This window comes from Bradyrhizobium sp. USDA3516, from assembly GCF_057651995.1.
In genome coordinates this window covers 446,336-460,225 of sequence record NZ_JBYGYN010000004.1, presented here as the reverse complement: position 1 = coordinate 460,225, position 13,890 = coordinate 446,336, and the positions used below count along the sequence as shown (strand labels likewise).

At 64.1% G+C, this 13,890-nt stretch carries 15 protein-coding genes; 7 read left to right on the top strand and 8 right to left on the bottom strand.

Features of this window, described 5'->3' with window-relative positions; translation table 11 throughout:
• Positions 1-200 precede the first annotated feature (200 nt).
• From AC24YW_RS16600 to AC24YW_RS16565, 8 genes are all read right to left on the bottom strand, one after another.
• The gene (locus AC24YW_RS16600; RefSeq protein WP_487483745.1) at positions 201-1,154 is read right to left on the bottom strand and encodes a 2-hydroxyacid dehydrogenase; all 954 of its coding nucleotides are present in this window, start codon (positions 1,152-1,154) and stop codon (positions 201-203) included.
• An 89-nt stretch (positions 1,155-1,243) separates the two neighbouring features.
• Complete coding sequence (rplA, locus tag AC24YW_RS16595) at positions 1,244-1,936, bottom strand: 50S ribosomal protein L1 (RefSeq protein WP_487483744.1); 693 nt, start codon at positions 1,934-1,936, stop codon at positions 1,244-1,246.
• A 6-nt stretch (positions 1,937-1,942) separates the two neighbouring features.
• Entirely contained in the window at positions 1,943-2,371 is a 429-nt protein-coding gene (gene rplK, locus AC24YW_RS16590) for a 50S ribosomal protein L11 (RefSeq protein ID WP_011088164.1), read from the bottom strand.
• 162 nt (positions 2,372-2,533) lie between these two features.
• Positions 2,534-3,088, bottom strand: coding sequence for a transcription termination/antitermination protein NusG (gene nusG / locus AC24YW_RS16585; RefSeq protein ID WP_018647229.1), 555 nt, complete (start codon positions 3,086-3,088; stop codon positions 2,534-2,536).
• Entirely contained in the window at positions 3,088-3,279 is a 192-nt protein-coding gene (gene secE, locus AC24YW_RS16580; RefSeq protein WP_007611620.1) for a preprotein translocase subunit SecE, read from the bottom strand. Before secE ends, nusG begins: the two co-directional genes overlap by 1 nt.
• Before the next feature lie 329 nt (positions 3,280-3,608).
• The gene (locus AC24YW_RS16575; protein ID WP_487483743.1) at positions 3,609-4,877 is read right to left on the bottom strand and encodes a methyltransferase domain-containing protein; all 1,269 of its coding nucleotides are present in this window, start codon (positions 4,875-4,877) and stop codon (positions 3,609-3,611) included.
• Between the two features lie 82 nt (positions 4,878-4,959).
• Positions 4,960-5,976 carry a lysylphosphatidylglycerol synthase transmembrane domain-containing protein gene (locus tag AC24YW_RS16570; RefSeq protein WP_487483742.1) on the bottom strand — a complete coding sequence of 339 codons (1,017 nt, stop codon included), beginning with the start codon at positions 5,974-5,976 and terminating at the stop codon, positions 4,960-4,962.
• Positions 5,977-5,988: 12 nt separating this feature from the next.
• Entirely contained in the window at positions 5,989-6,576 is a 588-nt protein-coding gene (locus AC24YW_RS16565) for an SIS domain-containing protein (RefSeq protein ID WP_275514129.1), read from the bottom strand.
• A gap of 166 nt (positions 6,577-6,742) precedes the next feature.
• On the opposite strand from AC24YW_RS16565, the gene AC24YW_RS16560 reads away from it, so the two are divergent.
• The 7 genes from AC24YW_RS16560 to AC24YW_RS16530 all read left to right on the top strand — a co-directional run bounded on the left by AC24YW_RS16560 (position 6,743) and on the right by AC24YW_RS16530 (position 13,885).
• Positions 6,743-7,759, top strand: coding sequence for an SDR family oxidoreductase (locus tag AC24YW_RS16560; RefSeq protein ID WP_487483741.1), 1,017 nt, complete (start codon positions 6,743-6,745; stop codon positions 7,757-7,759).
• 87 nt (positions 7,760-7,846) lie between these two features.
• Positions 7,847-9,412, top strand: coding sequence for a PfkB family carbohydrate kinase (locus tag AC24YW_RS16555; RefSeq protein ID WP_487483740.1), 1,566 nt, complete (start codon positions 7,847-7,849; stop codon positions 9,410-9,412).
• Positions 9,413-9,439: 27 nt separating this feature from the next.
• Positions 9,440-10,441 carry an NAD-dependent epimerase/dehydratase family protein gene (locus tag AC24YW_RS16550; protein WP_487483739.1) on the top strand — a complete coding sequence of 334 codons (1,002 nt, stop codon included), beginning with the start codon at positions 9,440-9,442 and terminating at the stop codon, positions 10,439-10,441.
• Positions 10,442-10,446: 5 nt separating this feature from the next.
• A complete protein-coding gene (locus AC24YW_RS16545) occupies positions 10,447-11,058 on the top strand; it encodes an HAD family hydrolase (protein ID WP_487483738.1) in 612 nt (203 codons plus the stop codon).
• The gene (locus AC24YW_RS16540) at positions 11,055-12,092 is read left to right on the top strand and encodes a phosphotransferase (protein ID WP_487483737.1); all 1,038 of its coding nucleotides are present in this window, start codon (positions 11,055-11,057) and stop codon (positions 12,090-12,092) included. The genes AC24YW_RS16545 and AC24YW_RS16540 overlap by 4 nt, the downstream gene beginning before the upstream one ends.
• Before the next feature lie 40 nt (positions 12,093-12,132).
• On the top strand, positions 12,133-12,915 hold the full coding sequence (locus AC24YW_RS16535) for a transketolase (protein ID WP_487483736.1): 783 nt from the start codon (positions 12,133-12,135) through the stop codon (positions 12,913-12,915).
• A 10-nt stretch (positions 12,916-12,925) separates the two neighbouring features.
• Entirely contained in the window at positions 12,926-13,885 is a 960-nt protein-coding gene (locus tag AC24YW_RS16530; RefSeq protein WP_487483735.1) for a transketolase family protein, read from the top strand.
• The last annotated feature ends 5 nt before the right edge of the window (positions 13,886-13,890 follow it).

The window sequence follows — 13,890 nt, the reverse complement described above, 5'->3', positions numbered from 1 at the left end:
CAAATCCTCGCGGACGTCCTGAAAAGGAATGATCTCCTGTCGTGTCGGGTTTTCGGAATGCGTGCACGAACGCGCCAGCCGAGGCCGGCACGTCCGGAGGCGGTTCTTTAACCGCTCGGAGCCTGCTTGCCAAGAGCAAAATTCGCACCAGTTCCAATGGATTGGCGCTTGGGGCTTGAGATGGCCCAACAAGGGCCGATTCAGGCCGATTTGACCCGATACGGCAGCGGTTTGCCCTCGAAGAACGCGGTCAGGTTGGCCAGCACGCAGTTCTGCATGGCGACGTGCGAATCCAGGGTGTGGCCGCCGATATGCGGGGCTAACACCACGTTGGGGAGCTCGGTCAGGGCGTCAGGCGCGTGCGGTTCCTTCTCGAAGACGTCGAGGCCCGCCCCCGCGATGGTCTTGTCGGTGAGCGCCGCGACCAGCGCCTTCTCATCGATGACGGAGCCGCGCGAGATGTTGACGACATATCCGTCAGGGCCGAGGCGCCCCAGGATATCGGCGTTGACGACGTGCTGGGTCTCGGGCCCTGCCCGCACTGCGATCATCAGCACGCTGCACCAGTCGGCGAGCGCCTCCAGCGACGAGAAATATTGATAGGGCAGATCGTATTTGGTGCGGCTGAAATAGCCGACCTCGCTCTCGAAGGCGGCGCAGCGCGCCGCGATCTTGCGGCCGATCTCACCCATGCCGTAGATGCCGATGCGGCGGCCGGGCATGCCGGCCTGCGGCCGCATCATCGGCGACTGTTTTGACGCCGCCCAATCGCCGCTGCGGACATACTGGTCCGCTACGAGGATCCGCCGAGTCGTCGCCAGCATCAGGGTCATCGCGATATCGGCGACCGAGGCCGCATTCGCCCCCGGACTGTGGCCGACCGCGATATTGCGGCTGGCTGCCGCTTTTATGTCGACGCCATCATAGCCGGTGCCGTAGCAGACGATGGCGCCGAGCTTCGGAAACAGGTCCATCGCCTCCGCACCGAGTGGCGAGCCGCCAGCAGTCAGCAGTGCGCGGATGCCGCTAAGCTCCTCCGCCGGAAACACCTCCCGCGCGGGCTTGCCGCCGGTGTCGAGCAGCTCGAACCGCTCGGCGAAGCGCGCCATCATCGACTTGGGAAAGCGCGAGTAGATCAGGACCTTGTCAGCCATTGTTATTGTTTCCAGTCAGCGCCACCACAAACGACGAGGGGCGGAATCGGTCGCCCGATCCCGCCCCTCGCCTCATGCAATTTCCAGACTTAGCCGAGAATGGTGCCCGGCTCGACCTTCACGCCCGGGCCCATCGTCGAGGACACCGCAACGCGCTGGATGTAGGTGCCCTTGGAACCGGCCGGCTTCGCCTTGGCGACCGCATCAGCGAGCGCCTTGATGTTCTCGACCAGCTTCTCCTCGGAGAACGAGGCCTTGCCGACGCCGGCCTGCAGGATGCCGGCCTTCTCGACGCGGAACTCGACCGAGCCGCCCTTGGCGCCCTTCACCGCACCGGTGACGTCCATGGTCACGGTGCCGATCTTCGGGTTCGGCATCAGGCCGCGCGGACCCAGCACCTTACCGAGGCGGCCGACCAGCGGCATCATGTCGGGGGTGGCGATGCAGCGGTCGAAATCGATCGTGCCGTTCTGCACCTTCTCGACCAGGTCCTCGGCGCCGACGACGTCGGCACCGGCGGCCTTGGCCTCATCGGCCTTGGCGCCGCGGGCGAACACGCCGACGCGCAGCGTACGGCCGGTGCCGTTCGGCAGGGTCACGACGCCGCGGACCATCTGGTCGGCATGACGCGGATCGACGCCGAGATTGATCGCGACCTCGATGGTCTCGTCGAACTTCGCTTTCGCGCGTTCCTTGACCATCTTGATGGCGTCCGCGAGCGGGTAAAGCTTTTCGCGGTCAATGCCTTCGCGGGCTTTGTTCAAACGCTTTCCGATTGCCATGGCCGCTTACCCCGCAACTTCCAGACCCATCGAACGGGCCGAGCCCTCGACCATCTTCATGGCCGATTCGATGGTGTCGCAATTCAAGTCCTTCATCTTCTTCTCGGCGATCTCGCGCACCTGCGCCTTGGTCACCTTGCCGGCCTTGTCACGGCCCGGCGCCTTGGAGCCGGACTGGATCTTGGCGGCCTGCTTGAGGAAGTAGGACATCGGCGGCGTCTTCATCTCGAAGGTGAAGGAACGGTCCGCATAGATGGTGATGATCACCGGGATCGGGGTGTTCTTCTCTTCCTTCTGGGTCTGGGCGTTGAACGCCTTGCAGAACTCCATGATGTTGAGACCGCGCTGACCGAGCGCGGGACCGATCGGGGGCGAGGGATTCGCCGCACCGGCCGGGACCTGAAGCTTCAGGTATCCGGTCACTTTCTTTGCCATGTATCACTCCTGTTGTGCCGGCATGTCGCCGGCGGTTTCAGGTTCGTGGTCGGGATCAAGGCGCGGCTGGCAACCGCCCTCGTCCTCCCACGGCCTCTTCAGAGACGTCGCCGCCTCCACTCTCGTCATGCCCGGGCTTGACCCGGCAATGACAGCATCCGATCAGACCTTCTCGACCTGACCGAATTCCAGCTCGACCGGCGTCGCGCGACCGAAGATCGACACGGCGACCTTCACGCGCGAGCGCGCCTCGTCGATTTCCTCGACCACACCCGAGAACGAGGCGAACGGGCCATCGGCCACGCGCACGTTCTCGCCGATCTCGAACGACACCGACGCCTTCGGTCGTTCCACGCCCTCCTGCACCTGGTGCAGGATGCGCATGGCCTCGGCTTCCGAGATCGGCATCGGCTTGTTTTCCGCGCCGAGGAAGCCCGTGACCTTCGGCGTGTTCTTGATCAGATGGAACGCCTCGTCGGTCAGCTTCATCTTCACCAGCACGTAGCCCGGGAAGAACTTGCGCTCGGCGTCGATCTTGCGGCCGCGGCGCACTTCCGTGACCTTCTCGGTCGGAACCAGCACCAGCTCGAACAGCTCCTCGAGGCCGCGCTGCTTGGCCTGCTCGCGGATCGATTCGGCGACCTTCTTCTCGAAGTTCGAATAGGCGTGGACGATGTACCAGCGCTTGTCGGACACTTGAGCGGTTGCTGTTGCCATCAGTGAATGCCCAGGAGGAAGGTGATGAGGTAGCGGATGATCTGATCGGCGGCGAAGAAGAAGATCGAGGCCACCGCGACCATCACGAACACCATGATGGTGGTGATCGTTGTCTCACGGCGGGTCGGCCAGGTGACCTTGGCAGTCTCCGAGCGCACTTCCTGCAAGAACTTGAACGGGCTGACTGCCATCGCTTGAGGTCCAGCGTCCGTCGACAGACGCAAATGAATTTCAGGGATCCGAACAGCCGCCGTTGGCCCAGCCCTCTGTCTCGAAGGATGAGCCGGAAACCGGGCTCGATTGTTCGGGGATTTCAAGGCCGCGCCGGAGATCCGCGTCTAACGGGCCGGCTGCGAGTGCGGGCTATCTACTGCGGATGGGACCAAAGGTCAAGGTATAGAGAGGTCGCGCCGGCATGCCGCCCTTCCCCGGACGCCCGTGCGGAAGCCATGCGGATCAAGGACTTGTCGATCGCCCGGAACGCGGCCATCCCAGGAGCGCTATCGGGAGTCCGGTACCGTCAGTCGGCCCGGTCGACCATGGAAATCCCCGGTAGCGGCACCACGAACTTCCCGCCTTCGGCGAAATAGCGGGCGTGCTTGGCCCGGATCGGATCGACATAGCGCCAGGCGAAGACCACGACGAAAGCCGGCTTGCGCTCGTAGAGGGCGGCAGGCGGCAGGATCGGGATGTCATAGCCGGGACCGGCCATCACCTTCCCCTTGTTGGGGTCGTCGTCCACCAGGAAGTCGATCTTGTTCTCCAGGCCGAACTGCGGCAGCAGCGTCGTGGTGCCCACCGAGACGCCATAGCCGGCGACCAGCTGACCGCGCGCATGGGCCGCATCGGCCATCGCGACCAATTCGTCACGGATGGCGGCGATCCTCTTCACGTACGGCACATAATAGGCCGGCTGATCGACACCGAGCCGCTCTTCCTCGGCAACGAAACGCGCAACCTCGGTCGACGGTTTCTTGGCGCCGCCGGCGCGCTGCACGGTCACGCGGATCGACCCGCCCTTGGTCCAGATGTGCTGGACGTCGATCAGCTCCATGCCCAGCCGGGCGAAGAACCGGATCAGCGGCTTGATGTTAAAATACGACAGATGCTCGTGATAGACGGTATCGAGCAGGTTCTTCTCGGTGACGTCGACGCCGTATTGCGTTTCGAACACGAACAATCCGTCCGGCGCGAGCACGTCGCGAACCCCGATCACCAGCGGATCCAGATTGTCGACATTAGCGATCATGTTGTTGGCGATCACGACGCTCGCCGCGCCATGGCTTTGCAGGATGCGGCGACCGATGGCATCGGTGAAGAAATCACCGATGGTTTCGATGCCCGCCTCCGTGGCGCGCCGCGCGATGTCGACGGCGGGATCGACACCCAGCACCCGCATGCCGCGTTCCTTGAAGTAGCCGAGCAACGATCCGTCATTGCTGCCGAGCTCGACCACCAGCAAGCCCGGCGCAATACCGAAGCGGCTGACGACGTCGTTGGCATAGCCCGCGAAGTGCTCGCGCAGACCGAGCGAGAGCGAGGTGGTGTAGACGTAATTGCGGTACTGGATCTCGGGATTACCGACATGGAGAATCTGGAGATGGCCGCAATCCCGGCACAGATGCAGCGCCATTGGTACAGCAGCGCGGAAGACGGGATCGTCGACGCTGGCGTTCGGCACCTGGAAGTTCGGCGTGCCGATCGGCATGCCCGCCATCGGGACGACCAGCTCTTGCTTGTCGGAATGACAGAGGCGGCAGGTATTGCGGACGTAGAACAGGTTTTTCATCGTGCAACCGAAGAATGAGATACGCGCGCGAGTGAGATAATCCCACCCTGTGAAGACCAGATCGGCGACGGGCTCAAGCGGGTCATGGGTGGCTCGAGGCCTCGTTGCCCAGCCCGTAGCTGGGCGCGTCCTCCGCCGCCTTCGCCGCCTTGTCGGCCGAATACGAGCCGCGCTCCGGACTTGCCAGCCAGATGACGCCACCGACGAGCCCGATGATCACGCTGATGGCGCCGAGCAGGAGCGATACCGACAGCGCCTCCTCGGATGGCACACCCGCCAGGCCCAGGCAGGCGACCATCGCTCCTTCGCGAACGCCCCAGCCGCTGATCGAGATGGGGACCGCCGTCAACAGCACCACCGGCGGAATCAGAATGCCGGCGTCGAGGACAGAGAGCTGCGCTCCGACACCGCGCGCCAAGGCGTAGCAGGCCGCGGCGGTGACGAGATGGATGAGGAGCGCCGATCCGAGCAGCAGGGCACGGCGCTGGGACTGCAGGAGCAAATACCTGACCAGCGTTCCGAACCGGACGAAGCTCGCGATCGCGGGAAGCGCGATGAAGCGCTTTGGCAGACGGTCGAGCGTCAACAGGACCAGGGTGCCGCCGACGCCAGCCACCGTCAGTCCGCCGATGGCCAGGATCGCAGCGTGATTCGACACGCGTGACAGCAGAAGCGGCAATCCGGCCACCATCAGCACGATCAGTCCGATCAATGCCGTGAAGCGGTCGGCTGCAACGCCCTTGACCGCCTCCGGCCACTGCACGCCGCGCTGGCGCAGCAGCCAGATCCGCACCGCGTCACCGCCGACCGATGACGGCAACACCTGATTGAACCACAGGCTGATCATGAGGATCCGCCAGCCGGCGAGCCAATCCAGCGACACGCCGAGCGCGCGCATGATCAGCTCCCACCGGCCGTTGAGCACGAAGGTCTGCAAGAAGATCAGCGCAAGCGCGACGGCGAACAGGACCGGATCGACCGAGACGAGATGGTCGCGCAGTTGGCGCAGGTCGAGACCACGCGCGATGTAGACCAGCACGGCGATCGACAGCAGCAGCTTCACCGAAAACAGGGCCGCATTCTTGAATCGCGACTGCATCGGATGCCAGCCTCAGGACGCCGGATATTCCGCGCGACCGATGATGAGGTCGATTGCGGCCATCATCCAGAACTGGTGCGTGGTCTCGACAATGTTGTAGCTGCGGCTGTCGACCCAGAAATTGACGTCACCGAGATTGCGCAGCGGATTGTCCGCGTTCATGCCCGACAACGTGATCACGTCGAGCTTCATCTTGCGCGCCTGCGCGACCGCGTTGAGGATGTTCTTCGAACGCCCCGACGAGCTGATCGCAACGAGGCAATCGCCGGCGCGCGCGTTCAGCCGCACGGCGTGCGCGATCCAGTCCTCGAACCCGTAATCGTTGGCAAGGCACGACATCATGCTCGCATCGCTGAAGCAGAGAGCGGGCACCGACGCATTCTTCGCCAGATCGATCGCCAGATGCGAAGCGATGCCGGCCGACCCGCCGTTGCCGATGAAGATGACACGACCGCCCTGCTCGCGCGTGCGCAACCAGGACGCGCGCGTCGCGGAGATCCTCGCAAAAATACCGTCGTCGACCGCCGTCGCGCGATGCAGGCGCCCCACGTAATCGTCGAGGAAAGCCTTGTGATCGGGATCGACGGATTCGGCAGGCATGGGCTGACGGCTCGATTGCAACATCACCGGGTGATACCGGCTATTACCGAGGATTGCAAAGGTATAATACTTGCAAAGTTTGCGGGCGGCTGATAGTCGGCTTTTCGGGTTTCACTCAACATTGGCGAGCCTATTTCGCTGGGCATTCGCGTCACGGATGTTCCCCATGAAATGCATTGTTACTGGCGGCGCCGGGTTCATTGGAAGTCACCTCGTCGATCGCCTGCTCGATGACGGCCACGAGGTTACTGCGCTCGATAATTTCGTGATCGGACGCGCCGAAAACCTCGCCGCGCGCGCCGGTTCGAGCCAGTTGAAGGTCGTGCGGGCGGACGTCACCGATCTCGACGCGATCAAGCCGTATTTCCACGGGGTGGATTGGGTCTTCCATCTCGCCGCGCTGGCGGACATCGTACCCTCGATCGAATCGCCGATCCCCTATCATCGCGCCAATGTCGATGGGACGGTCAACGTTCTCGAAGCGGCACGGCACGCGGGCGCCAGCCGCTTCATCTATGCGGCCTCCTCCTCCTGCTACGGCATTCCGGATGTCTATCCCACGCCGGAGAACGCCGAGATCCGTCCGATGTATCCCTACGCGCTCACCAAGAATCTCGGCGAGCAATGCGTCATGCACTGGTGCCAGGTCTACAAGCTGCCCGCCGTGGCGCTGCGCCTGTTCAACGTGTTCGGACCGCGCCATCGCACCACCGGCACCTACGGTGCCGTGTTCGGCGTGTTCATGGCCCAGAAGCTCGCGGGCAAGCCCTTCACGGTGGTCGGCGACGGCGAGCAGACGCGCGACTTCACCTTCGTCAGCGACGTCGCCGATGCCTTCGTGACCGCCGCGCGCTCCGACGTCTCGCACGAGATATTCAATGTCGGCTCGGACAACACCTACAGCGTCAACCGCCTGGTCGAGCTCCTCGGCGGCGACAAGGTCCATATCCCCAAGCGCCCGGGCGAGCCCGACTGCACCTACGCCGATATCAGCAAGATCAAGCGGGTCCTGAAATGGGCGCCGAAGGTGAAGTTCGAGGACGGCGTCGCGACGATGTTGAAGTCGATGGACCAGTACAAGGACGCTCCGCTCTGGACGGTGGACAAGATCGCCGACGCCACCAAGGACTGGTTCAAATATCTCGGTGACGACGAGGCCACCCCGCAGAAGGCAAGCCGTTGAGCAGATCCGTTCACCCGCATATTTTGCCGCCAGCCGATCATGTCCGGACCGGCCAACTGAAACCGGCCGGCGCCTTGGGTCATTCACATGGGTAATGCTGCGACAGACAGGCCGAACGGCCATCCGGCACCGCACGAGAAGATCAAGACGATCGAGCAGCTCGGCGAGATTGCGCGCGCCGCGCAGGCTAAGGGCCTGACCGTCGCGCTCTGCCACGGCGTGTTCGATCTGGTGCATCTCGGTCACGTCCGGCACATCCTGGCAGCCCGCAACGAGGCCGACGTGGTCGTGGTGACCATCACCGCCGACCGTTACGTCAACAAGGGCCCGGGACGACCGATCTTTCCGGAGAACATGCGCGCCGAGATGCTGGCCGCGCTCGGCACGGTCGACTGGGTCGGCATCAATCAGACCTCCAGCGCCGAGCCGGTCCTCGATACCGTGCGCCCCGACATCTACGTGAAGGGCTCGGACTACGAGAATCCCGAGGATGACGTGACCGGCAAGATCGCGGTGGAGCGCGAGGCGGTCGAGCGTCACGGCGGGCGAATCGTCTTCACGCGCGACGTGACGTTCTCTTCGTCCTCGCTGCTGAACCGCTATTTCGACATCTACGATCCTCCGCTGCGCGACTACCTCCAGAAGGTGCGCGATGGCGGCGGCGCCGAACGCCTGCTGAAGCTGATCGACAAGATCCAGGACATGCACGTCGTGCTGGTCGGCGACACCATCATCGACGAATACCAGTACGTCACGGCGCTCGGAAAGGCCTCCAAGGAGAACATCGTCGCGACCCTGCTCAAGAACGGCGAGCAGTTTGCCGGCGGCGTCATTGCCGCGGCCAATCACGTCGCGAGCTTCTGCAAGTCGGTCGAGATCGTCACGACGCTGGGTGGCAACGACTACCCCGAAGAGTTCATTCGGGCGCATGTCCGCCCGAACGTAAAGCTCACGCCGATCCGCATTCAGGGCCGTCCGACCACCCGCAAGCTGCGGTACGTCGAGATGGGCTATCTGCACAAGCTGTTCGAAGTCTACACGATGGACGACACGCCGCTCGACGAGGCCGCGCGCACGGAGATCGACCGCGTCACCGCCGAGCGCGTCCGCGGGGCCGACGTCGTCATCGTCACCGATTTCGGTCACGGCATGATCGCATCCAGCACGATCGACGCCTTGATCGCGAATTCCAAGTTCCTGGCCGTCAACGCTCAGAGCAACAGCGGCAACCACGGCTACAACCTGATCACGAAGTATCCGCGGGCCGACTACATCTGCATCGACGCACCGGAAGCGCGCCTGGCCGCCACGGACAAGTTCAGCGACATCGCATCGGTGATCGAGGGCGGCCTGCATCGCAAGATCGATTGCGACAACATGATCATCACGCATGGCTCGTTCGGCTGCTACCCCTTCTCGTCGAAGACCGGCGTTGCGCGCGTCCCTGCTTTCACAAAGACCGTCGTCGACACCGTCGGTGCGGGCGATGCCTTCCTGACGATCACGGCGCCGCTGGTGGCGGCCGGCGGCAACATCGAGGACGTCGCCTTCATCGGCAATGCGGCGGGCGCGATCAAGGTCGGCATCGTCGGCCACCGCAACTCGGTCGAGAAGGCGCCGCTGGTCAAGTTCGTCACCGCGTTGTTGAAATAGCGCGATCGAAGAATCCGGAGAACGACAGTGATTGATCGGAAATGGAATGTGATGGTCACCGGTGGCGCCGGCTATGTCGGCAGCGTGCTGGTTCCGCAATTGCTTGCCGCGGGCCACAAGGTCACCGTGCTCGACTTGTTCATGTATGGCGAGGACGTCTTCAATGCCGTTCGCGACAATCCGAACCTGCGCCTGATCAAGGGCGACATCCGCGACGAGGCCGCAATCAACGAGGCCCTGCGCGGCAACAACGCGGTGATCCACCTCGCCTGCATCTCCAACGATCCCTCGTTCGAGCTGGACCCGGGGCTCGGCAAATCCATCAACTACGACTGCTTCCGTCCGATGGTGCGCGCCGCCAAGAAGGCCGGCATCAAGCGCTTCATCTATGCCTCCTCGTCGAGCGTCTACGGCATCAAGGACGAGGCCGAGGTGACCGAGGAGCTGTCCTGCGAGCCGCTCACCGACTACTCCAAGTTCAAGGCGATGTGCGAGACCGATCTTGCCGACGAGGCCGCGTCCGGCTTCGTCACCTGCACCGTTCGTCCCGCCACCGTCTGCGGCTACGCTCCGCGGCAACGGCTCGACGTCGTCGTCAACATCCTGACCAATCTCGCCGTCAACACCGGCCGCATCCGCGTGTTCGGCGGAACGCAGAAGCGGCCCAATCTGCACATCCAGGACATGTCGGCGGCCTATCTGTTCCTGCTGCAGCAGGACGATGCGAAGATCGACGGCAAGATCTACAACATCGGCTACGAAAACCACTCGCTGATGAAGATCGCCGACATCGTCAAATCGGTGGTCGGCAACAACGTCGACGTGGCCGTCGAGCCGACCGACGATCTCCGTTCCTACCACGTGTCGTCGGAGAAGATCCGCCGCGAGCTCGGGTTTGCGCCGACGCACACGATCGAGCAGGCGGTGTCGGGCCTCGTCGACGCCTTCAAGGCGGGCCGCCTGCCGAACTCACTCAACGATCCCAGGTATTTCAACATCAAGATGATGCAGAACATCAGCCTGAAGTGAGCGGCGTGCGGATCGGGATCGATTTCGACAACACGATCATCTGCTACGACAAGGTCTTTGCCGCCGCCGCGCGCCAGCGCGGGTTGGTGCCGGAGGGCTGGGACGGGCTGAAGACCGACGTGCGGGACTTCTTGCGATCCCGCGCCGGCGGCGAGTTGGCCTGGCAGGGCCTGCAGGGCTTCGTCTACGGCAAGGGAATCGGCGGTGCCGAGATCTACCCGGGAGTCCGCGAATTCCTTGCGGCGGGCCGCAAGGCCGGCGCGAGCGTCCATATCGTCAGCCACAAGACGCAGTTCGGTCATCAGGATCCCGATCGGGTCGACTTGCGCGAGGCTGCGCGTGGCTGGCTGAAGAGCACGGGCCTCATCGACACCGCCGACGCGGCGATCTCGGCGGGCAATGTCTATTTCGAGGATACGCTGGCGGCCAAGGTCGAGCGGTTGGCGAGCCTGCAGCTCGACATCTTCATTGACGATCTCGTCGATGTCTTCGCGCAGCCGCATTTTCCGAAGGCGACGCGATCGATCCTGTTCACGCAGTCGCGGCCGCCGCATCCCGCGCATTGCGAGCCGCTCGCGACCTGGGCCGATATCCTCCGCGGAGTGTTCGGAGCATGAGCCAGCCGGACCTCAGCGTACAGGATGCGGTCTCGATCGGCAGCCGCCTCTCCGGGGCGCGGGTCGCGGCGGCGCAACCGGCGCGGGCCGGCGGCAACAACCGGGTGTTCCGGCTGGAGATGGCGGAAGGTCCGCCCCTCGCCCTCAAGCACTACCCGTCCGACGGACGTGATCGCCTCGGACAGGAATATGACGCACTTTCGTTTCTCTCGCGCCACGGCATCAATGCGACGCCGCGGCCGATCGCAAAAGATCCGGCCGCGGTCTGTGCGCTGTATCAATGGTTAGATGGTGAACCCGCGGTCCTGCATCCGCAGCCTGACGACGCCGACCAGTTGGCCGATTTCCTGATCGAGCTGCAAAAGCTGCACGACGCTGAAGGCGCGCGGACTCTGCGGAGCGCATCAGCCAGCATCTTCTCCCCCGAGGCGGCCATCGCCCAGTACGAGCTACGCCTCGACGACCTGAGGCGGGCCTCGGATGATCATCCGGACCTGCGCGCGTTCATGGACGGCAGCCTGGTTCCCACCGCTGCCATCGCGATCCGGCAACTCCGTCGACGCTATGCGGAACGGGGCCTCGATCCCGCAGCGGACCTCGCACCCGCCCAACGCGCATTGAGCCCGTCGGATTTCGGACTCCACAACGCACTGCGCACCGAGGATGGCAAATTGCGCTTCATCGACTTCGAGTATTTCGGCTGGGACGACCCGGTCAAGCTCGTGTCCGACACCGCGATTCACCCCGGCAGTGGTCTGCCCGAGGCCGATGCGAGCCGATTGATCGAGCGGCTCTCGCGCGCCTTCGCGGCTGGGGATGACGCGTTTGCGGTCCGCCTTGACGTACTGTATCCTGTGTTCGGGGCGATTTGGTGCCTGATTGTCCTGAATGCCTATTTGCCGGAAAGCCGCTCCCGGCGTGCCCTGGCTGCGCAAGGTGGCGATCTGACGGTCCGCCTTGCCGGCCAGCTCGACAAAGCCCGTCGGCTCCACCAAACGATTTGCCAACGTGATCCAGATCTCACCCCACGCTGAAGCTGCTCTCACCTGCCCGCTGGACGAGCGGAGCCTTTATTTGCGCCGTCTGGTCCTCGGCTCTGTCCGCTCCGCAGGACGCGGCCATGTCGGGCCTGCCCTGTCGCTGATCGAGATGGTCCGCGTGCTCTACGACGACGTGCTGCGGATCGACCCAAAGAACCCCGGCGATCCCGATCGCGACCGCGCCATCCTCAGCAAGGGCCACGGATGTCTGGCGCTCTATGCGCTCTTGGCCGACCGCGGCTTCTTCCCGCTGTCGGAGCTGGACGGCTTTTGCGGTCCCGACAGCATTCTGGGCGGACATCCCGAATACGGCATGGTGCCCGGCGTCGAGGCCTCGACCGGCGCGCTCGGACATGGCCTCTCGATCGGCGTCGGCCTTGCGCTCGCCGCCCGCATGCGCGAGCGCAGCTACCGCACCTTCGTGCTGCTCGGCGACGGCGAGATCAACGAGGGATCGGTGTGGGAAGCGGCGATGGGCGCGGCCAAGCACGGCCTCGACAACCTCGTCGCGCTGATCGACTACAACAAGCTGCAGAGCTACGGCCCCACCGACTACGTGCTGCCGCTGGAGCCGCTCGCGGACAAATGGCGCAGCTTCGGCTTCGCCGTGCAGGAGGTCAACGGCCACGACGTTGGCACACTGCGCACCGTCCTGAAGCAGCTCCCGGCCGTTGCCGGCAAGCCCACGGCCATCATCTGCCATACCGTCAAGGGCAAGGGTCTTCCGGCTGCGGAATCCAATGCCGATTGGCATCACAAGAACAAGCTGACCGACAGCGAGCTCGACGCCATTCGCGTCGCCGTCGGCGATTTTTGATCGGCTCCCCATGCGCAACACCGCGATGAACATGGTCCACAAGCTCGCCGCGCGCGACGAGCGTGTGCTCTACATCGGCTCCGATCCCGGCGCCGGCACGCTACGTGCGATGAGCAAGGAATTCCCCAAGCGCCATCTGATCGAGGGTATCTCGGAAGCGCATATCATCGGCATGTCGGCAGGTCTCGCGATGGAGGGCTTCGTGCCCTACGTCAACACCATCGCGACCTTCCTGACCCGCCGCTGCTATGAGCAGGTCGCCGTCGATCTCTGCCTGCACAATCTGCCGGTGCGGCTGATCGCCAATGGCGGCGGCCTCGTCTACGCGCCGCTTGGTCCCACGCACCAGGCGATCGAGGACATCGCCATCATGCGGGCGCTGCCCAACATGACTGTGATCTGCCCGTGCGACGCCGATGAGGCCGCGCGCATGATGGAGCAGACGCTGGATTGGAAGGGTCCGATCTACATCCGGCTCGGCAAGGGCGGCGATGCCATCGTGTCCAAGGCCGAGCACGGCTTTGAGATCGGCAAGGCCATCCTGATGCGCCCCGCCGGCGACGTCCTCATGGTGACCACCGGCATCATGCTGCAGCGGGCGCTGGCCGCAGCCGACCTGCTGGCCGCGCAAGGCATTCGCGCCGGCATCCTGCACATGCATACCGTGAAACCGCTCGACACGGCCGCCCTGCTGCAGGCGATCCGCGGCGCCAGGCTCCTGGTCACGCTGGAGGAGCACGTGCCCTCCGGCGGCCTCGGCAGCGCGGTCGCGGAGGCGCTGATCGACAAGCTAGGCTCCGGTTTCCCTGCGATGCTGCGGCTGTCGCTGCCGGACCGCTTCATGCACAATTACGGCTCGCAGGACTCGCTGCTGAAGAAGCACGGGCTCTCCCCAAACGCCATTGCGACCTCGATCGAGCATGCGCTCGCGGCGTCGCATACCCCCTCTCCTCAACTTCATTCCACCTGACGGGT

Bases quoted from the DNA above. Each gene is read 5' to 3' on its own strand.
- AC24YW_RS16600 (WP_487483745.1), bottom strand. From the start codon at position 1,154: ATGGCTGACAAGGTCCTGATCTACTCGCGCTTTCCCAAGTCGATGATG.
- rplA (WP_487483744.1), bottom strand. From the start codon at position 1,936: ATGGCAATCGGAAAGCGTTTGAACAAAGCCCGCGAAGGCATTGACCGC.
- rplK (WP_011088164.1), bottom strand. From the start codon at position 2,371: ATGGCAAAGAAAGTGACCGGATACCTGAAGCTTCAGGTCCCGGCCGGT.
- nusG (WP_018647229.1), bottom strand. From the start codon at position 3,088: ATGGCAACAGCAACCGCTCAAGTGTCCGACAAGCGCTGGTACATCGTC.
- secE (WP_007611620.1), bottom strand. From the start codon at position 3,279: ATGGCAGTCAGCCCGTTCAAGTTCTTGCAGGAAGTGCGCTCGGAGACT.
- AC24YW_RS16575 (WP_487483743.1), bottom strand. From the start codon at position 4,877: ATGAAAAACCTGTTCTACGTCCGCAATACCTGCCGCCTCTGTCATTCC.
- AC24YW_RS16570 (WP_487483742.1), bottom strand. From the start codon at position 5,976: ATGCAGTCGCGATTCAAGAATGCGGCCCTGTTTTCGGTGAAGCTGCTG.
- AC24YW_RS16565 (WP_275514129.1), bottom strand. From the start codon at position 6,576: ATGCCTGCCGAATCCGTCGATCCCGATCACAAGGCTTTCCTCGACGAT.
- AC24YW_RS16560 (WP_487483741.1), top strand. From the start codon at position 6,743: ATGAAATGCATTGTTACTGGCGGCGCCGGGTTCATTGGAAGTCACCTC.
- AC24YW_RS16555 (WP_487483740.1), top strand. From the start codon at position 7,847: ATGGGTAATGCTGCGACAGACAGGCCGAACGGCCATCCGGCACCGCAC.
- AC24YW_RS16540 (WP_487483737.1), top strand. From the start codon at position 11,055: ATGAGCCAGCCGGACCTCAGCGTACAGGATGCGGTCTCGATCGGCAGC.
- AC24YW_RS16530 (WP_487483735.1), top strand. From the start codon at position 12,926: ATGCGCAACACCGCGATGAACATGGTCCACAAGCTCGCCGCGCGCGAC.